At 63.2% G+C, this 17,630-nt stretch carries 16 protein-coding genes; 14 read left to right on the top strand and 2 right to left on the bottom strand.

Annotated features, from left to right (window positions below):
- Nucleotides 1-2 precede the first annotated feature (2 nt).
- From VGE08_RS15800 to VGE08_RS15785, 4 genes are all read left to right on the top strand, one after another.
- Complete coding sequence (locus VGE08_RS15800) at nt 3-3,197, top strand: efflux RND transporter permease subunit (protein ID WP_331068872.1); 3,195 nt, start codon at nt 3-5, stop codon at nt 3,195-3,197.
- Between the two features lie 21 nt (nt 3,198-3,218).
- On the top strand, nt 3,219-4,178 hold the full coding sequence (locus tag VGE08_RS15795; protein WP_331068871.1) for an MBL fold metallo-hydrolase: 960 nt from the start codon (nt 3,219-3,221) through the stop codon (nt 4,176-4,178).
- 201 nt (nt 4,179-4,379) lie between these two features.
- Complete coding sequence (locus tag VGE08_RS15790) at nt 4,380-4,733, top strand: hypothetical protein (RefSeq protein WP_331068870.1); 354 nt, start codon at nt 4,380-4,382, stop codon at nt 4,731-4,733.
- 82 nt (nt 4,734-4,815) lie between these two features.
- Nucleotides 4,816-5,082, top strand: coding sequence for a GlsB/YeaQ/YmgE family stress response membrane protein (locus VGE08_RS15785; RefSeq protein WP_293848062.1), 267 nt, complete (start codon nt 4,816-4,818; stop codon nt 5,080-5,082).
- A 207-nt stretch (nt 5,083-5,289) separates the two neighbouring features.
- On the opposite strand, the gene VGE08_RS15780 is transcribed toward VGE08_RS15785, so the two are convergent.
- Complete coding sequence (locus VGE08_RS15780; protein WP_331068869.1) at nt 5,290-7,371, bottom strand: S9 family peptidase; 2,082 nt, start codon at nt 7,369-7,371, stop codon at nt 5,290-5,292.
- 198 nt (nt 7,372-7,569) lie between these two features.
- Between VGE08_RS15780 and VGE08_RS15775 the strand changes: the two genes are divergently transcribed.
- From VGE08_RS15775 to VGE08_RS15740, 8 genes are all read left to right on the top strand, one after another.
- Nucleotides 7,570-9,540: an ATP-binding protein gene (locus VGE08_RS15775; RefSeq protein WP_331068868.1), complete on the top strand. Its 1,971-nt coding sequence runs from the start codon at nt 7,570-7,572 to the stop codon at nt 9,538-9,540.
- Nucleotides 9,541-9,666: 126 nt separating this feature from the next.
- Complete coding sequence (locus tag VGE08_RS15770; protein WP_331068867.1) at nt 9,667-10,479, top strand: hypothetical protein; 813 nt, start codon at nt 9,667-9,669, stop codon at nt 10,477-10,479.
- A 96-nt stretch (nt 10,480-10,575) separates the two neighbouring features.
- Complete coding sequence (locus VGE08_RS15765) at nt 10,576-11,862, top strand: MFS transporter (protein WP_331068866.1); 1,287 nt, start codon at nt 10,576-10,578, stop codon at nt 11,860-11,862.
- Nucleotides 11,863-11,904: 42 nt separating this feature from the next.
- Nucleotides 11,905-13,509, top strand: coding sequence for an ABC-F family ATPase (locus VGE08_RS15760; RefSeq protein WP_331068865.1), 1,605 nt, complete (start codon nt 11,905-11,907; stop codon nt 13,507-13,509).
- A gap of 398 nt (nt 13,510-13,907) precedes the next feature.
- Entirely contained in the window at nt 13,908-14,186 is a 279-nt protein-coding gene (locus tag VGE08_RS15755) for an RNA-binding protein (RefSeq protein WP_331068864.1), read from the top strand.
- Between the two features lie 154 nt (nt 14,187-14,340).
- Nucleotides 14,341-14,583 (top strand): hypothetical protein, encoded by a 243-nt coding sequence (locus VGE08_RS15750; RefSeq protein WP_331068863.1) that lies wholly within the window; start codon nt 14,341-14,343, stop codon nt 14,581-14,583.
- 246 nt (nt 14,584-14,829) lie between these two features.
- Nucleotides 14,830-15,081: a hypothetical protein gene (locus VGE08_RS15745; RefSeq protein WP_331068862.1), complete on the top strand. Its 252-nt coding sequence runs from the start codon at nt 14,830-14,832 to the stop codon at nt 15,079-15,081.
- Nucleotides 15,081-15,347, top strand: a complete 267-nt coding sequence (locus VGE08_RS15740) for a DUF167 domain-containing protein (RefSeq protein WP_331068861.1) — start codon at nt 15,081-15,083, stop codon at nt 15,345-15,347. The genes VGE08_RS15745 and VGE08_RS15740 overlap by 1 nt, the downstream gene beginning before the upstream one ends.
- Before the next feature lie 57 nt (nt 15,348-15,404).
- Here VGE08_RS15740 and VGE08_RS15735 read toward each other — a convergent pair whose 3' ends face one another.
- Entirely contained in the window at nt 15,405-16,223 is an 819-nt protein-coding gene (locus VGE08_RS15735) for a class I SAM-dependent methyltransferase (RefSeq protein WP_331068860.1), read from the bottom strand.
- 442 nt (nt 16,224-16,665) lie between these two features.
- Between VGE08_RS15735 and VGE08_RS15730 the strand changes: the two genes are divergently transcribed.
- Nucleotides 16,666-17,307: a hypothetical protein gene (locus VGE08_RS15730; protein ID WP_331068859.1), complete on the top strand. Its 642-nt coding sequence runs from the start codon at nt 16,666-16,668 to the stop codon at nt 17,305-17,307.
- Between the two features lie 112 nt (nt 17,308-17,419).
- Entirely contained in the window at nt 17,420-17,626 is a 207-nt protein-coding gene (locus tag VGE08_RS15725) for a hypothetical protein (protein ID WP_331068858.1), read from the top strand.
- Nucleotides 17,627-17,630 lie beyond the last annotated feature (4 nt).

Raw genomic sequence — 17,630 nt, 5'->3', positions numbered from 1 at the left:
TCATGAAGCTGTCCGAGATCTCGGTCCGCCGCCCGGTCTTCGCTACCGTCATCAGCCTGCTGCTGATCATTTTCGGCCTGGTGTCGTTGCAGCGCCTGTCGGTGCGCGAATATCCCGATATCGATCGCCCGGTGATCTCCATCACCACCACCTACACCGGCGCCTCGGCTGCGGTCATCGAGACCAAGATCACGCAGGTCATCGAGGATTCGATCGCCGGCATCGAAGGCATCCTGAAGATCGAGTCGGATAGCGAGGACGAGCGTTCCTCGGTGCGCATCGAGTTCGATGTGAGCCGCGAGATCGACGGCGCCGCCAACGACGTTCGCGATCGCGTGGCGCGAGTGCTGGCCAAGCTGCCGGAAGAGGCCGATCCGCCGGAAGTGCTGAAAGCCGACGCCAGCGCCGATCCGATCATGCACATCATGTTCGGCTCCGACAGCATGTCGACGCTGGAGCTCAACGACTATGCCGAGCGCAACCTGATCGACCGGCTCTCGACCGTGCCCGGCGTCGCGCGCGTTTCCATCAATAGTGGCCGGCGCTACTCCATGCGCATCTGGCTGGATCGGCAGGCGCTGGCGGCGCGCCAGCTGACGGTGACCGATGTCGAAGACGCGCTTCGCCGCGAGAATGTCGAGCTGCCCGCGGGGCGCATCGAATCGCGAACCCGCGAGTTCACATTGCGCACACTGGTCGGGTTGGATGACGAGCAGGACTTCCGCGATCTCGTCATCGCTCGGGGTCCGGACGGTCATCTCATCCGCCTGGGTGAAGTGGCCAAGGTGCAGTTGGCCGCGGAGAACGAGCGCTCCGACGCGCGCTTCGATGGGAAGTCCGGCGTGTCGATGTCGGTGGAAGCGCAGTCGAAGGCGAACACCCTGGACATCGTCCGTGGCGTACGCGCTGAAATCGAAAGATTGCAGGAGACGCTGCCGCGCGGCTCGACGCTAGTGATTGGCGTCGACAACGGCGTCGCCATCGAAGCAGCGCTGCGCGAGGTGATCATCGCGGTCGTGTTCGCACTGATCTCCGTGCTCTGCGTCATCTATGCTTTCCTCGGCAGCCTGCGTGCGACGCTGATTCCCGCAGTGACCATTCCAGTGTCCATCATCGCTTCGTTCACGGTGATGTATGCGATGGGCTACTCGGTCAACGTGCTCACCCTGCTCGGCCTGGTACTGGCCATCGGCCTGGTGGTGGATGACGCCATCGTGGTGCTGGAGAACGTGCACCGTCGCACCGAGATGGGCGAGCCGCCACTGGTGGCTGCCGTCACGGGCAGTCACGAAATCGGCTTCGCAGTGATCGCGACCACGCTGACGCTGGCGGCGGTGTTCGTTCCGATCTCGTTCCTGCCGGGCGAGATCGGCCGTTTGTTCAGCGAGTTCGGTTTCACCCTGGCGGCATCGGTGCTGTTCTCGGCGCTGGTGGCGTTGACACTGACGCCGATGCTGGCGTCCAAGTTGCCCGAGTCCAGGATGCATCGCAACCGCTTCGCGCGGGCGGTGGATAGTTTCTTTCGCAAGCTCGCCGAGGCGTACCACCGGCGCTTGCGCTCGCTGATTCGCCGGCCCTGGCTGATTGTCGGTGCGGTCGGTGCGCTGTTCGTGCTCGGTGCATTGACCTTCCTGTCGGTGCCCTCGGAATTCACGCCACCAGGCGATCCGGGCCGCGTCAGCGTGGGCATCGAAGGTCCGGAAGGCTCGAGCTTCGAATATATGTATGACTATGCCCTGCGGCTCGAAGCCATCGTGCTCGAGGAGCAGCGGCAGCATGGCGACATCGAGCATATTGTGCTGCGCGTGCCCGGTAGCGGTGGTGGCGGTCCGCTGCGTACCGGCGACGTGAATTCAGCGCGTGTCTTCATGATGCTCACCGACTGGCACGATCGGCAGCGTTCGTCGCAGGAGATCGCCAACACGATCGTCAGGAAGGCACAGCAGACCATGCCCGGCGTGCGCGTCATGGCCAATCAGTTCGGCAGTCTCGGCCGGCGCGGTTCGGGACGTCAGTTCGAGGCTGTGATCGGCGGTCCCGACTATGAATCGTTGGCTCAGTGGGCCTACAAGATGATGGACGTGGCGCGCCAGAATCCTGGGTTGCGCAATCTCGACAACAGCTACAAGGAGCGCAAGCCGCAACTGCGTGTCTCGGTGGACCGCAGCCGTGCGGCCGAGCTGGGCGTGTCGTTGCAGACCGTCGGCCGGACGCTGGAGACGGTGCTCGGTTCGCGCATCGTCACGACCTACGTCGATCGCGGTCGCGAATACAACGTGATCCTGCAAGCGGCCAGCGATGCACGCGAAACCATCACGGATCTCACGAATATCCGCGTGCGCTCGGCGCGCGGCGATGCGCTGATCCCGCTCTCGAATGTGGTGCGTGTGGAAGAGACGGCCGGCGCGGTGCAGTTGCCCCGGTTCAATCGGCTGCGGTCGGTGGAGATTCGCGCCGATCTGACACCAGGTTACACCATGGGCGAAGCCATCCGATGGTTCCAGGAGGCCGTAGCGCGCGAGTTGCCTCCCGAAGCGGTGCTGATGTGGGACGGCGAGTCCGAGCAGTATCTCCGCTCCGGCGAGCAGATGTACCTCACGTTCTTCTTCGCGCTGGCGATCGTGTTCCTGGTGCTGGCGGCACAGTTCGAGAGCTTCGTGCATCCGGCCATCATCATGGTCACCGTGCCGCTGGCGCTGCTTGGCGCGGTGTTCGGACTGAAGCTGTACGGCGCAACCATCAATATCTTCAGCCAGATCGCCGTGATCATGCTGATCGGCATCGCGGCCAAGAACGGCGTGCTGATCGTCGAGTTCGCCAATCAGTTGCGCGACCAGGGTGTGGAGTTCATGGAAGCGGTGGTGAAGGCGGCCGAAACGCGCCTGCGGCCGGTGCTGATGACCAGTATGTGTACCGCCTTCGGCTCGCTGCCGTTGCTGTTTGCGACGGGCGCCGGCGCCGAGCAGCGCATTCCCATCGGCATCGTGGTGTTCTACGGCACCATCGTTTCGGTGTTCCTGACGCTGTTTGCGGTGCCGGCGGTTTATTCGCTGCTCGCGCGGCGCACGAAGTCGCCGCAGTACGTCAGCAACTTGCTCGATCGGCTGCTCAGCCAACAGAAGCCCCTCGCAAGTCAGCATGCGCCCGGTGCTCAGGCTGCCGACGATCCGCAGGGCGACAGCAGACCCGCGGCGTAACGATTGGCTATGATGGCGTCCATGACCGCCACAACCGCCGATTTCTGCCAGCAGGTGAGCGAGGGCATCACCGTCATCGACACCGGCTTCGTCCGGCCTCGTTTCGATGCCGCGTATCTGCTCGTCGACAACGGCAGGGCAGCGTACATCGATACGGGTCCCAACAATGCGGTGCCGAGGTTGCTGGCCGCGTTGCAAATGGCCGGGCTCGATCGAAGTGCCGTCGACTACATCATTCCCACGCACGTCCATCTCGATCATGCCGGCGGTGTCGGGTTGCTGATGCGAGAGTTGCCGAATGCGCGAATGCTGATTCACCCGCGCGGTGCACGTCACATGATCGATCCAACGGCGCTGATGGAAGGCGTGCGGGCCGTGTATGGCGTCGAAGTGGCGAACCGCGATTACGGTGAGCTCGTGCCCGTGCCGGAAGAACGGGTGATCACGACCAGCGAGGGCATGGTGGTGACCGTCGGCAAGCGACCGCTGCGCTTCATGGATACGCCGGGCCATGCGAAACATCACCATTGCATCTGGGATGAAGCGACGCGCGGCTGGTTCACTGGCGACGCCTTCGGCATCGCTTATCCCGAGCTGTATACGGCGAAGGGACCGTACATGGTGCCGGCGACCGCACCCATTCAATTCGACCCCGAGGCATTGCACCAGTCGACCGAACGGTTGCTGGCGCAACAGCCGCGGCTCATGTATCTGACGCATTTCGGCGCGGTGAGCGATGCAGAGCAGCTGGCAGTGCAGTTCCTCGCGCAGGTGGACGAGATGGTGATCATCGCCCGGTCGCTCGCTGGCGTGCCGAATCGCCATGAGCAACTGAAACGAGCATTTGCCGATCTTTATATTGGCGAGCTGCGACGCTGCGGATCGACTCTGCCCGACTCTTTCCTACGCGAGGTGCTGGCCACCGATCTGGAGCTCAACGCGCAGGGGCTCGGGGCCTGGCTCGACAAGGCCGCCAGATAACAGCTGTCGGTAAAATACGTGCGGCGCTGCGCGGTCCGAAGACAGCGCGATGTTGTTCAAAACTCACGTCGTACTAAATTCAGAGTCTGCCTCAAGGAATCGCGCGCCGATTCGTGATGTATTCCCCTGATCATCGCAGTGCGGTTGCCGCATCCTGCGCGTGCTTCTTTCGGTCCTGGATCCAACATGTCCGCAGAATTGATGCCCATCATCGCCTTCTTGTCAGGCGCCATGGTCACGGCGATCTTGTCGTCGCTGTCGGTGTCCCGCGCCTCCCGCCAGCAGCAGGAAATCCTCAAACGAGGCCAGGTTGCCCATGGCCGCGTGCTGCGCATCTGGCGCCCGAAGTTGTTTGGCGCATTCCCGCGCATTTACTTCGAATTTTCGCTGCCGGGCATCGACGGCACGGTGCGCGGTTGCCACATCGATCGTCGTAGCGCCGCAGAACCGATTGCGTCGCTGCCGGCGGTGGGGACGACCGTGGCAGTACGTTATCTCCCCGAGAAGCCGCGGCAGGCGGTGATTGCCCGGCTCGTGTCCCGTTTTACCGACTAAAACCCCGGTCCGCACGGAACCAAGCGCCGGCCCGCCTCATTTCGTCGTCGACAGTGGTTACGACGCCCCGGAGGAGGGTCTTATGGGTATTCTCGTTTGGTTGATCGTCGGCGGCGTGGTTGGCTGGCTGGCCAGCATCATCATGCGCACCGATGCACAGCAAGGTGTGTTGTTGAACGTGATCGTAGGCATCGTCGGCGCGTTGCTGGCGGGCTTCATTATTTCGCCGATGGTTGGCGTGGGCACCATCAACGAGGGCATCTCGCTCGCGACCTTCCTGGTCTCGTTGCTGGGCGCCGTCATCCTGTTGGCGATCGTGAATCTGTTCCGCCGCGGCAGCGTGCGATAGCGCACTTCCGACAGGGGCAGAAACAAAAGGGCCGGACGCACGTCCGGCCTTTTTTTATGGACGACCGATCGGACCTCCTGTCACGACGGTCGTGCTCCGGGAAAGAAGCGAGGTCATTTCCCTCCGCCGCCACCTGTGGTGGCGGGGTACATCCTGGTACCCGAACGGGCCCAATGAAACATTCCTGATGAGTCGTCTGCGCAGCGGCTACCGCGCGCTCATCTGGCTGGCGGCCGGCTTGCCCTTGTAACGGTCGAACCACGCCAGGATGGCGCTGGCCTTGGCCGCCGACTGCGACGGCCGCGAGGTGAAGCCGCCGTGGGATGCACCCGGCACCTTCACCAGTGCAGTGGGCACGCCGGCCAGTTGCAACGCCTGGTAGTACTGCTCCGAATCGCTGAGCGGCGTGCGGAAATCCTGATCGCCGACCACGACCAGCGTCGGTGTCTTCACCGAGCCCACCAGCGACAGCGGCGAGCGCGACCAGTACGCGTCCGGATCTTCCCAGGGCATCTTGCCGAACCAGTACTGGGTCATGAACTGGCCGCCATCGGTGGTCAGCACCATGCTGGCCCAGTTGATCACCGGCTTCTGCGACGCCGCCGCCTTGAAGCGATGGGTCTTGCCGACGATCCAGGCGGTCAGGACGCCGCCGCCCGAGCCGCCCGTGACGAACAGGTTGTCCGGATCGACGAAGCCCTGCGCGATGGCGGCGTCCACGCTGCTCATCAGGTCGTCGTAGTCATTGCCCGGATACTTGTGATGGATGAGATTGGCGAACTCGTCGCCATACGACGTCGAGCCGCGCGGGTTGGTGTACAGCACGACGTAGCCAGCGGCGGCATACAGCTGATAATCGGTCGAGAACAGCGGACCATAGGCCGCGAAGGGGCCGCCATGAATCTCCAGGATCAGCGGATATTTCTTGCTGCGATCCATGTTCGGCGGCAGCACCAGCCAGGCGTCGATGTCGCGCTGGTCGAACGAGGACTTCACTTTGAGCGGCTGCACCTGACCAAGCGTCTTGCTCGCCAGCAAGCCTTCATTGAGCTGTGTGAGTTTCTTGACGCGGCCGCCGCGCGCGATGGAAACATCCGACGGACGAGTGGCATCGCCGCTGGTGAAGGCAATCGTGCCGTCGTTGGCGAGGGAGAATTCGCCACCGGTATAAGGACGGTCGAGCGATGCGCTGCTCAGCCCTTCCAGCACAGGAGCGATGCGGCCGTTCAGCGTCACGCGCGCGATCTTGGTGACGGCGAAGTCGTCGTAACGAATGAACAGGCTGCGGCCATCGGGGGCCCACTCGACGTCGTCGACGGAACGATCCAGTGACGCGGTCAACGAGCGCGCGTTGCCGCCGTCTGCATCCATCACATACAACTCGACGTTCTGATACCCCATGAGCTTGTCTTCGAAGCTCAGGAACGCGATGGACTTGCCATCGGGCGAGACGCGGCCGGCGCTGTCCGGACCTTGGCGGCTGGTCAGGGGAGTGATGGAGCCATCCGCGAGAGAGATGCGGTACAGCTCGGAGTCCACGGGCTCGCGCCGCCAGTTCTCGTCACGGTTGCCGGTGGCGACGATGTAGCTGCCGTCCGGGCTCCATGACAGCGGACCGGATTCGTTGAACGCGCCGAACGTCAGCTGGCGCGGCGCGCCGCCATCGGCGGCGACGACATAAACATGCGTGTAGCCGGGCTTGAGGTAGCCGTCGCCGTCGGTGCGATAGGTGATGTCGGTGATTACTTCCAGCGGCGGCGCCCATTGCGCGTTCTCCGGCTTCGGCGGCGCTTCACCCAGCGGCTGCTTGGCATCGGGGGCAAACATGGTGAAGGCGATCCACTTGCCATCCGGCGACCAGGTCAGCGAGCCCGGCGCGTCCAGCAGGTCCGCAAGCTTGGCGGTCTGGCCACTCTGCATCCAGCGCACGAACAGCTGCGGCCGGCCGTCCATGGCGGTGGACACATAGGCGAGGCGGTCGCCCTTGGGCGACCAGCGCGGCGAGCTGTGCGAGCCACTGCCAGTCACCAGTGGCGCCTGGGTGCCGGTCTCGGTGTCGATCAGCCAGATGGAGCTGCGGCCGCGGTCAGTCACGATGTCGAACGAGCGACGCGCATAGGCGACGGCCCGGCCGTCCGGACGGATCTGCGGATCGGTGGCGTACTGCAGGGCGAACAGATCCGCGCCTTGGAACAGCTTTTGAGGGGCTTCAGGCGGTGCCGCCAACGTCGCGGTCAGCGGCGTGGAGCAGGTCATGAGCAACGCAAGCAGGAGCGTCGACGGGCGCATGGGGTCCCTCGGGTTGGAATGGAAAAATCGGGTCGGTAACGCTAACGTCCCAAGCCGCGACCGTCCAGCGCCGCGGCGGTGGTTGCGGGGCCAAGCCCGAGTAATAGCAGCCAATGAAACCGGAGCGGGATGGGCGGCGAAAACCCGCCTTGGAATGGGAGGTAGGGCGCGGCGGTGGCTTCGAGCCCGGAGACTTTTTTGCCTATATCGACGGCCGAGCTGTCGTGGCGTGTGCTCGGCTTCGTCAATGGGCTGCGGCTGCTCGCGTCCACGGCGCTCGCGACTTTATTCGTGTCCATCATGCCCGAGACCGTCGGGCAGCTCGATCCGGCGCTGTTCGCCGGCGCGGCCACGGCCTATTTCCTGTATGCAATCATCTCGGTCGGCAGCATCCGGCGGCGCACGCCCGATATCGTGCTGCAGACCTGGACCGGTGTTTTTGCCGATGTGCTGGTGTTGTCGCTGCTGACCTACGCCAGTGGCGGCGTGAACGGCGGCATCTCGGCGCTGGTGGTGCTGTCCATCGGCGCGGCCAGCTTCATTTTGCGCCGGCGGCTGGCGATGTCGATCGCCGTGACGGCCGCGCTGGCCATGCTCATTCAGCCTGGCATCACGATGCTGGCCAGCACCGATGCCACGGCCGACTTGACCACTCCCGGCATTTCCGGTGCCTTGACCATCATCATCTCTTTGGGCATCTCGCAACTGGCGCGTGTCATGCGCCACAACGAAGAGCTCGGCCGCAAGCGTGAATCGGCCAACGCGGAGCTGGCCGAGCTGCATCGCTCTCTGTCGCAGCATCTGCGCGAAGGCGTGCTGGTGGTCGACGGCGACAATCGCATCTCCATGATCAGCGATGCAGCCGCTCTGCAACTGCAGGGCGGCAGCGTGCTGCAAGGTGCCGACCTCGGCGAAGTCTCGCCGCGGCTCGCCAACCTGCTCGATACATGGCGGCGTTCCTATTGCGACGAAGGCCGCAGCACGCCGACCATGATGGGCCTCGACGGCGAACGCCGGCTGCAATTGAAGTTCGTGTCGCTCGACAATAGCGTGCAGGGCCCGGCGCTGATCTTCGTCGAAGACAAATCGAGCGTGGCTTCGTGGCTGGCCGCGTCGATGGCTCCAGCGTCCGTACAGGTCAACCAGGTTCCCGTGCCGCGCGAGCCAGCGCCCCGCGAATTGCCGCCGCGTGAGCCGGTCCGTCGTGAGCCTGCGTTGCGTGAAAGCATGCGTAGCGAAGCGCCACGTGCCAAGTCGGCTCGTGTTTCGTATGCCGCTGCCGCGGCCAGTCTTTCGCCAGTCAGTGCGCTACGCACGAGCAATCCGCGCATCAATCCCTTCGAAGATTCTTCCTATCCGGAAGTGCCGAGCCGACAAAGCGCGCGGTTCGGCGATTCCGTGCGTCCCGATATCGACAGCGACCCGGAGGAACCTTATCGATCCAGCTCGATTCGCGAAAACCTGGCGCGACAGAACTCATTCCGTGCCGCGCTCCAGGAAATATCTCCTTGGGAGAATGCTCCCCGGCCGGCGAAGCTACCGCCGGCCGCTGTTCCCGCGCCGGCCGCGTCACAACCCCGTCGACCACAGCAGCAGCCGGCTCGCCCGCCCGGCAGCATGCTTACCAACAACGACCCCCGTCTGCGCATCATCATCGGCAATGCATTGAAGCTCGGCCAGCGCGAGTCGCTGCGGCTGGAGCGCGTCGATCTGGCGTCGTGGTGCAAGGAATTCGTCACCGAGCTGTGGCAGACCGAAGAGATCGACGCCGACATCCTGCGGCTCAGCGCGCCGCGCGAAAGCGTGCCGGTGCGCGCCGATCCAGCTCATCTGCACAAGCTGCTGTGGACGCTCTGCATCGATCTGCTGAGGTATGGCCGCGCCAGCAATGCGACCGATCCAGTGGAGATTCGCGTCGGCCGCAGCTCGACCACGCAACGCCGCTATCTCGATGTCATCGATCGCGGCTCTGCGATCGGACCGGTGGATTCCAAACGCGTGTTCGAGCCTTTCCTGGCTGCGGGCAAGGCGGGCACCGGCATTTCCATGTTCGTGTCGCGCGAGTTGTCGCCCGGCGTGCGCTCCGGCGCCAACAATGATCCCCGGCCGGGCGGCGGCGTCGTATTCCGGCTGGTGTTCGCCGAAGCGGCCCCACCCAACACCAAGTAGGGGCATTGCTGGGGCGGCGCTCCGACAAGTATGCTCGCGCCGGCCAGAATGCTGGCACCGACGGAGAGGCCGCCGATCAGCCGACGCAGCAATAAGTCGCGCGGCTCCGGCAAGCGTCGCCGGAGCTTGCGCTTATCCAAGTTCCTGCCGAGCGCAGCCACGCGCAGGCGTTGGCTGCGCATTCTGCGTTCCGCGCCGCTCACGCTCCAGGCGGTCGTCGTGCTGCTGTTGACCGTGTGCCTCTGGTTCGCGGTCAACTGGATCTATCAGGTGGTGCGCAAGCCGTCCGAGTTGTTCTTTCCCGTCAGCGGCACGCTCTACAAGACGCCGAACGAGACGTGGACTTCGTACGAGCCCATCTTCCGCAAACATTCCACCGCCACCATCAGCCCGGAATTGCTGGCCGCGCTCGCGCAGGTGGAAGGCTCGGGCAATCCCATCGTGCGCACCTACTGGCGCTGGTCGTTGACGCACAAACCTTTCGAAGTCTATCGGCCGGCGTCCAGTGCGGTGGGCATGTATCAGATCACCGATGGCACATTCGAATATACGCGCCGGCTGTGCATCCACGACAACAAGGTCGTGGAGGATGGGCCGTGGCACGACTTCAAATCGTGCTGGTTCAATAGTCTCTACATGCGCGTGATTCCCTCGCATGCGGTGGAGATGACCTCGGCATATCTGGATCGCCAGGTCGCGGCCATCCTGTCCAAGCACGGCATCAAATCCGCGACGCTGCGGCAGAAGGAGGACCTGGCTGCCGTCATTCATGTGTGCGGGGCCGGGGCGGGCGCGAGCTTCGCGCGTCGGGGCTTCCGTCCGCGCCCGGGCCAGCATTGCGGCGATCACTCCGTGCAGGGCTATATCGATCGCGTCAACCGCATGAAACAGGTTTTTGCCAGGCTCGCGCAGCGTCCCAAACCGTCGCTCTGGTCGTAGCGGGCCGGGATTTCCGGCCCGCACCGGCCAAAACGGACGATTCGTGCGAGAATCCGCGCCCGAATTCCCCCAAGAACCCTCGAACCTCGGGAAGCAATGAGCCAGACGTCGGTGTCGGGCGGCGCAGGCAACTCGCCGCGGCGGGTGCTGTTTGCGAGCTTGATCGGCACCACGATCGAGTATTTCGACTTTTATATCTACGCCACCGCGGCGGTGCTGGTGTTTCCGCGGCTGTTTTTTCCGGCCGGCGACCCGGCCTCGGCCACGCTGCAGTCGCTGGCCACGTTCGCGCTGGCTTTTTTCGCGCGGCCGCTGGGCTCGGCGCTGTTCGGGCATTTTGGTGACCGCATCGGGCGCAAAGCCACACTGGTGGCGGCGCTGCTGACGATGGGCCTGTCGACCGTATTCATCGGTTTGCTGCCGACGTATGAATCCATCGGCTTGCTGGCGCCGTTGCTGTTGGCCTTATGTCGTCTCGGCCAGGGCCTGGGGTTGGGCGGGGAATGGGGCGGGGCGGTGTTGCTGGCCACCGAGAACGCGCCGCCCGGCAAGCAGGCCTGGTACGGCATGTTTCCGCAACTCGGCGCACCGCTCGGGTTCTTGTTTTCTACGGGTGTATTCCTGCTGTTGAGCGAATATTTGAGCGATGCGGAGTTCTTCGTCTGGGGCTGGCGCGTGCCGTTCATCGCCAGCGCGCTGCTGGTGTTCGTCGGCTTGTACGTGCGCTTGCGGCTGCACGAAACGCCGGCCTTTCAGCGCGCCATCGACAACGACGAGCGCGTGCGCCTGCCCATGCTGACGGTGTGCACGCAGCATCCGGCGACGTTGTTGCTGGGAACGTTCGCAGCGACCGCGACGTTCGTGGTGTTCTATCTGATGACGGTGTTCTCGCTGAGCTGGGGCACGTCCGCGCTCGGCTATTCGCGGGAGCAGTTCCTGATCCTGCAGATGATCGGCGTGCTGTTCTTCGCGCTCACCATTCCGTTCTCGGCGGTGATGGCAGACCGGCGCGGCCGGCGCGCGATGCTGCTCGCCGCGACGCTGGGAATCATGGCGTTCGGATTGTTCTTCGAACCCCTGTTCAGCTCCGGTGCGCCGCTGCGTGTGGTCGTATTCCTCGCCCTGGGGCTGGGCCTGATGGGCCTCACCTACGGCCCCTTGGGGACGGCACTGGCGGAACTGTTTCCCACCTCGGTCCGGTACACTGGCGCCTCTTTGACTTTCAACCTTGCCGGTATCGTCGGCGCCTCGCTGGCGCCGTATGTGGCCACGTGGCTCGCCACGCGCCATGGCCTGGCCTATGTCGGCTATTACCTCACGACCGCGGGGTCGATTTCGCTGCTGGCGTTGCTCTTGATCCGGCCGCAACAGCCACAACCTTGAGCTTTCTTTTGGGTCGTTCTTTTTAAAATACTGACAGACGCGATGCTCTCTACCGCCAACGTTTCCATTCAATTCGGCGCCAAGCCGCTGTTCGAACAGGTCTCGGTCAAGTTCGCCGACGGCAACCGTTACGGCCTGATCGGCGCCAACGGCTCCGGCAAATCGACATTCATGAAGATCCTCGGCCGCGAGCTGGAACCCAGCTCCGGCGAAGTGATGCTGATGAACGGGCTGCGCATGGGCAAGCTGCGCCAGGATCAGTTCGCGTATGAAGATCAGCGCGTGCTGGACGTGGTCATGCAGGGCCACGTGGAGATGTGGGAGGCGATGGTCGAGCGCGATCGCATCTACGCCAATCCGGATGCGACCGACGCGGATTACATGCGTGCGGCCGAGTTGGAAGCCAAATATGCCGAGTACGGCGGCTACGACGCCGAAGCTCGCGCGGCGAGCATTCTGAAGGACGCCGGCATCGATCCGGCTTATCACAACGGTCCGATGCGCGAAGTCGCGCCGGGCTGGAAATTGCGTGTGCTGCTGGCGCAAGCGCTGTTCTCGCGCCCTGACGTTCTGTTGCTCGACGAGCCCACCAACAACCTGGACATCCATTCCATCCGCTGGCTGGAAGGCGTGCTCAACCAGTACGACGCCACCATGGTCATCATCAGCCACGACCGGCACTTCTTGAACCAGGTGTGCACGCACATGGCGGATCTGGACTACGGTCAGATCAAGATCTATCCGGGCAACTACGACGACTTCATGCTGGCTTCGGTGCAGGCTCGTGAGCGCGTGGAAGCCGCCAATGCCAAGGCCAAAGAGCGCATCGCCGACCTGCAGGAGTTCGTGCGACGCTTCTCGGCGAACGCGTCCAAGGCGCGCCAGGCGACTTCGCGCCTGCGCCAGATCGACAAGATCAAGATCGAGGAGGTGAAGCCCTCGTCGCGCCAGAACCCGTACATCCGTTTCGAGCAGGAAAAGAAGCTGTATCGGAACGCGGTGACGGTGGAGGAGTTGAGTTTCACTTATCCGGGCGCGGACGCGCCGGTGCTGACCAATGTGAATTTCAACGTCGAGGCGGGCGAACGCATCGCCATCATCGGCCAGAACGGCGTGGGCAAGACCACGCTGATGCGCTTGCTGGCCGGCGAGTTGCAGCCGAGCAAAGGCACCATCACCTGGGTGGAGAACGCCAAGGTCGGCTACATGCCGCAGGATCCGCAGGCGGAGTTCGCCGAGAAGGTGGACCTGTTCACCTGGATGACCGAGTGGCGCGGCAAGAGCGATGACGACCAGATCGTGCGCGCCACGCTGGGCCGCTTGCTGTTCTCGGGCGACGAGACGCGCAAGTCGGTGAAAGTGCTGTCCGGCGGCGAGAAGGGTCGCATGATCTACGGCAAGCTGATGCTCATGAGACCGAACGTGCTGCTGCTGGACGAGCCCACCAACCACATGGACATGGAAACCATCGAGTCGCTGCAGATCGGCGTCGAGAAATATCCGGGCACGGTGGTGTTCGTCTCGCACGATCGCGAGTTCGTCGGCGGCATTGCCAACCGGATCATCGAGTTGAAGGCCGACGGCAAGCTGCTCGACTTCAAGGGTACTTACGACGAATACCTGCGCTCGCAGGGCATCTCACCCTGAACCAGAGGCCGCCGTGACGCCGTCGCGGCGGCCTGCCATGACATTTCTGCCCGGTTGCGCGCAGTTCCCGGGCATTCATGCACGGCGTCAGGCCGGATCGACAAGAAATAGAGCAAGAATATTAGGGAGAACAGCCCAAATCCGTGGCAAATCCGTGTATAGTGCCTGCGGCTCGTCACCTTTCTCTTTATCTTTTCTTGGTCCGCGGTCTCCAATGCCGCAGCGCTCCGGCGCAACCAACTCAATCTAAACCGAATCGTTGCCGAACCATGGTGGGCCCTGCTGTGGGCAGTGCCCGATTACTTTTGCGGCCTGTTTAGGCGCCCCTTTTTGAAAAATGGGGGGCGCATTGAGTGCCGGTTTCATACCGGCGGGTTCGCGCCTTGTTGGAGTTTCGAATGAGCAAGATCTACGTGGGCAATCTGCCCTTTTCCGCCGATGAAGATGCGGTTCGCGCGCTGTTTGCGCAGCATGGTACCGTCGATTCAGTGGCCCTTATCATGGACCGCGAGACCGGCCGCCCCCGTGGCTTCGGTTTCGTGGAAATGCCGCGTGCCGATGCCGCTCGCGCCATCCAGAGCCTGAATGGTCAGGACATGGGCGGCCGCGCGCTCAAGGTCAACGAGGCGCAAGACAAGCCTCGTGGCAATGGCGGCGGCGGTCAGCGTCGCTGGTGATTCGTCGCCCCGCGCTGCCGTTACGGCGGCGCGGGGCGGTCCCACCCAGTGTCGGCTCGCTCATCGTGGGCCACCGGTTGGAGAATGTCATGAATTTGTATGGATGGACCGCCGCTGAAGCCTTCGGCGTCGCTGCGGTCCGAGGCGGTCGACAGTGGCGGTGAAAAACGCGATTGCGACCGAAGCCTGGCTCGAAGTGCCGTTCGTGCGTCAGTCGGTGACGCCGGTGACGGCCCCCGAGGGTTGTGAAGGCCCCTGGCACAAGTATGTGATCAGCCAGGGCGAGAATCAGATCACCGGCTTGCGCGCCGGCACCATGGCGGATGTCATGCGCCAGGTGGACGAGATGACCGAGCGCCTCAACGAGCGCCGCGTCGGCAAGCAAAAGCGCAAGTAAGCCCCAACACGATCCCAGATAGGAGCTGCATCGAGCGACGGTGCGGCGCCGGCTTGCCGCGATTCATCGTCCGCGACTAAAGTCTCCGCATGCATGCGGTGGAGACGCTGAAATATCTTTTGATCCCGCTGCGCAGTGCCGCGCTCGTGCTGATCGTTGCGTTCACCTTGCTGCTGCTGATCGCCGCCAATGGCGGTCTGCTGGGCCTGCCACTGGCTTTGCTGGTCATCTCCTGGTTCTTCAAGTATGGCGATTCTTGCTGTGCTGGCTACTCGTCGCACCGGAGACGCATTGAACATCGCGCGAGCACGGTTGCAGGCCGACGCTGCTTTCAAACCCATCGCCAGCGGCGACACGATCAAGCTGATCGAGCTGGCTCGCGATGCCGGGGACGGGCGCACTGCTCGCAAGTTGCTCGCTGGATTCGCCGAGCGTTACGAAGAAGATGAGGTGGCACGGCGCATGGCCGGGCACCTCGGTCGTCAGTTGGAGCGTTGATGTCGGAGTCAGCTCGTATCAATGTGTATGTGCAGCCACGTGCCAGCAAGACAGCTGTGGTCGGCATGCACGATGGCGCCGTAAAAATCCGCTTGGCCGCGCCGCCGGTCGATGGTGCCGCCAATGCTGCCTTGGTCGAGTTCGTGGCAGATCAATTGGGCGTCGCCAAATCCCGTGTACGCATCACCGCCGGGCTCGCCAGCCGGCGCAAAACGGTCGAGGTGGACGGCATTTCGGCGCAGCAGTTGGCGGATGCGCTGAAGTAGTGGCAAAGATCCGGCACGGCCACTTCAGGAATGACTGATGCGCCATGCGCCTGCCCTCTAAGCGGGCTTGCGGCCGCTGACGATCGGGATGTGCCATACCGCGTACTGACGCGGATCGACAATGGCGGCGATACATTGATCGAACAGCGCACGCAACTCGTCTTGTTGCAGCTGGGTGTGCCGGGCAATCGCCTCGAGGTAGCCATCCCGCCAGGCCTGGATGATGGTGCCAAAGGTTTGACGCGGAACGCGCAGCGAATCGACGATCACATAGTCGACTCGCAACTCCTGCCAGCCCAGCTCATTCATGATCGGCCAGGTTCGGCGGCCGATGCGAGCATCGGTATGAGTATGCCGCGCAAATTCGATCACACCGGCATGCCACAGCCGGTCGGGATCGACCGAGCCGGCCGGCATGTGCAACATCCCGTAGTCCTCGCTGAGTACGTGGACCCAGCCGCCTGGCTTGCAGATCCGGTACAGCTCGGCCAGGACTTTTTCCGGTTCCGGCACCGCCTGTGTCATGTGCCGGCATACGACCAGATCGAGCTCGCCCGTGGCAAAGCGCAACTCGAACGCGTCGCCTTGCTCGAACTGCACGCGAGGCGCGAGCGATGCATGTACACGGCGGGCGTGCGCGACCGAGCTTTCCAGGATGTCTACGCCAATGATGCGCGCTTGCGGATAGCGGGCGGCCAGGCGGCTGGTGATTTCGCCGCTACCGCAGCCTATGTCAGCAATGCAGGACGGGTTGCCATAGCGCTCGAGTAAAAGTTGCTCCTGCGGCCAGATGGCTTCGGCCTGGGCGCGCAGGTTGCGAAGCATGGATTCGTCCGCCATCTGCTGCGCTTGAGGATTGCGGTGCTGGGTCGTCATGAAGTCATCATGCGCGTTCGCGCGCGCCAAGTGAATTTGTCCAGCAAGTGAATTTGTCCAGCAAGTGAATTTGTCCAGGGCAACTGGCTCGGTGCAACTTTCCGGATCAGTTAACGCAGAGCAGTAATCCAGAGCAGTCAACCCAGAGCAAGAGCAATCAGCCCAGAACCCTGGTCGCAATGCAATTTGCAAAGATCGCAAGCCAGACCCCCTGTCCGGCAACCTGAATGAGCCGCGAAGCGGCGTCCGGACGACCCGTCGGCGGTGGCGTTTTGCAGGTCGGGCCGTCACGAATGGCGACCACGTCACATTCGTGCCCGATTGTCCGCGCCAAACTACTGTCGCTTAAGGTTTCATCGTACAGCACGCCCGTCAGACACTCGCTAAGATGCCTGCGGCCGAGGCTTCGGCTCATCGCTGCCTGCCCGAGGGAAATCTGAAAGTGAATGGCCGCCTTTTCCTGGCTTTCGCCGCCGTCGCAGCTCTGGCGTGCCAGGCTGCGCGAGCGGAGGGCGAGCAGAGCCTGCGAGTACATTGGAATAAATCCTCGGAGACGGATCTCGCTACCGTGGTGGTCGGCGACTACGACGCTTCGCCGGAGTCCAATTATCTGTTCGGAGCGACGTACGGCTATCAGTTCAGCGATACGTTGTTTACGCTGCCGCTGGAGATGACGGCCAACGTCGGCGTGCAGTACCTGGACGAGCGCGGCTATCAGAACGACGGTTTTGGCGTCACCGCTTTTATCAAGGCCCACTACCGCTGGGAGCTGCCGTGGACCGATAAGGAAGTGCGGCTGGGGCTGGGCGAGGGTTTGAGCTACGTGTCGCGCATTCCGGTGAGCGAGCGGCGCGATTTCGCGAAGAAGGGTGCAGAGTCGGAAAGGCTGATGAATTACCTGGAGTGGAGCATCGAGCTGCCGCTGCGCCAGTTCGAGCCGCTGCACGGCTTGTTCCAGGGCGGCGCCATCGAGGAAATGTCGCTGGGCTTCCTGGTGTGGCATCGCTCCAGCGTGTTCGGCATTTTCAGCGAGACCGGCGGCGGCGTGAATTTCATGGGCTTCAGCCTGGAAGCGCGGTTCTGAGCGCAGCACCAGAGGCGCCGGGCTCGAGTCCAAGAGGAGGGCAGTGGCTGGCTGACCGGCGGCTGTCATGCATCGATTCGATCGGTAATAACAACTGGGATGGATTCGGGATATGAAGCTCGAAGTGATGTCGATCAGTTTCCTGCGCAGCGGTGCGCTGTCCGTCGAGGTCGGAGCGCAGTCGCAGAAGGACGCGCCTGCCGAGCCTTCACTCGATGTGGTGAAGATGTGGGTGTATCTGCCTTCGTATAACAAGACCGACAGCATGGCCGACATTCTCGAGTCGGCGCTGAACATCGCACGCCAGTCGCTGCGTTGAGCCT

It is taken from the genome of Steroidobacter sp. (assembly GCF_036406195.1).
Lineage (GTDB): Bacteria > Pseudomonadota > Gammaproteobacteria > Steroidobacterales > Steroidobacteraceae > Steroidobacter.
Note: the sequence above shows the minus strand (reverse complement) of the source record. Positions and strands in the feature narration are given on the sequence as shown.